Here is a 1956-nt window from a genome sequence, read left to right on the forward strand (position 1 = left end):
CACCAGGAGGCCGCGGCGCAGTACCGGCGGGCGGTGCGCTTCGCTGACGGCGCGGAGGCGACGGCGGCTGCCGCGCTGTATGACGCGCTCGCGACGGAGTTCGCGCTCATCGACCGGTGGGAAGAAGCCGCGGACGCCAACTCGCGCGCGCTCGAGCTATGGCGTGAGCTGGGTGACGGGCTCCGCCAGGGCGCCACGATGAACCGGCTCTGCACCGTGCTGTGGCGCCTTTGCCGCGGTGATGACGCGAGAGCCGCGGCCGAATCCGCGCTGGAGATCCTGCGCCCGCTGGGACCGACCGGCGAGCTGGCCGCGGCCTACAGCGGGCTCGCGGGTCAAGTGATGACGAGCGGCAAGTCCGCCGAGTCCATCCCGCTGGCCAGGCAGGCGCTGAAGCTGGCGGAATCGACCGGCGCCCGGCAAGTGCTCAGCGACGCGTTCAACACCCTGGGCTGTGCCCTGGCGGCCACCGGCGGCGACTGGGAGGGCCCGCTGGGACAGGCGAAGGCGATCGCGGTTGCCGAGAACCTGCCGGAGCAGGCCGGGCGGGCCTTCGTGAACATCTACACCAGCTACTGCGACGTACGCCGGTTCGACGATGCGGAAGGCGCCTATGCCGAGGGCATCAGGTACACCGATGAGCACGACATCGGCACGTACGCGACCTGCCTGCGAGGCGGCCGGGTGTTCGCTCTCGAGCAAACCGGGCGGTGGGACGAGGCGGCCGCGCTCGGCGGCGAACTGCTCGCGATCGTCGCTTCCCCGCTGAACCGGCTCGGCTCGCTGGTCGCCCTCGGCATCATTCGCGCCCGGCGCGGTGACGGCAGTCCGTGGGAGTACCTGGACGAGGCGGCCGCGGCGGCGGACGGCACGGGCGAGCCGCAGTTCATCGTCCCGGCCCGGCTGGCCAGGGCCGAGGCGTACTGGCTCGCCGGACAGACGGGACCCGCGCGGGCCGAGGCGGAACTCGCCGCCGCGGTGGTGGCGGATGCGATCCCGTGGGACCGCGGGGCCGTGGCCTGCTGGCTGCGCCGGTGCGGTGCCTTTCACACACCGCACGGCGAGCTTGCCGAACCCCACCAATGCCACCTCGACGGCCACCTGGAGAAGGCCGCTCAGCTCTTGACGGATCAGGGCTGCCGCTACGAGGCCGCGCTGACGCTGCATGACACTAGCGATGAGGGGCTGCTCCGCTATGCCCTGGCGATCTTCGCCGAGCTGGGCGCGACAGCCACGGTCAGGGTGACCCAGCAGAAGATGCGCGGCCTCGGGATCAAGTCCATCCCGGCCGGCCCGAGGTCCGCCACCCGGGCCGATCCGCTCGGGCTTACCCGGCGCGAGCACGAGGTCCTCATGATGGTGGGCGAGGGCCTCACCAACGCGGAGATCGCGGCGCGGCTCTTCCTCTCGGTCAAGACGGTCGATCACCATGTTTCCGCGGTGCTGGCGAAGCTCGGCGCCCCCACCCGTGCCGCCGCCGTGACGCACCTCCGGCTGCCGGGGTAATCGGGAAAACTGGGTAACTCACCGCCAAACCTGGGTAACCGCTGCCGATCCGGCGCCGCTCCCCGTCCCCGTACGGTCGCTGTACAAGCACTACCCGACCGGGAACGTCCTGGTCACCGTACGAGGAGGGGACCCTCATGCATATCTCTACGCGCTCCCGTCGCACCGTCGGGCTGCTCACCGCACTCGGCGCCGTGCTGGTCACGTTCGCGTCTACCGCAACCGCGGCGCTGGCGACGGTCAATGTCCCGCTGCCGGACGGGATGGCGCCACGGGCTGCAGGCTTCGCGTCGCTGAACAGAGGCGGCATCTACGACCCGGTGCAGAGTTCGCCCGCGGCTCCGGTCGTCACCATCGTCGGCGGGATGCCCGGCTGGCAGATCGCGCTCATCGCGATCGGCGCCGCGCTCGTCGCGGCCCTCGTCGCGGTGCTGGCCTACCGGGCCTGGA

The 1956-nt window shown here is 71.6% G+C and carries 2 protein-coding genes; both read left to right on the top strand.

Features of this window, described 5'->3' with window-relative positions; all coding sequences use genetic code 11:
- On the top strand, positions 1-1506 hold a 1506-nt coding region (locus tag WA805_RS10715; RefSeq protein WP_425242262.1), incomplete at its 5' end, for a LuxR C-terminal-related transcriptional regulator.
- Positions 1507-1643: 137 nt separating this feature from the next.
- A partial coding sequence (locus WA805_RS10720) for a hypothetical protein (RefSeq protein WP_425242263.1) occupies positions 1644-1956 on the top strand: 313 nt, incomplete at its 3' end.

Source organism: Trebonia sp., assembly GCF_049794275.1.
GTDB lineage: Bacteria > Actinomycetota > Actinomycetes > Streptosporangiales > Streptosporangiaceae > Trebonia.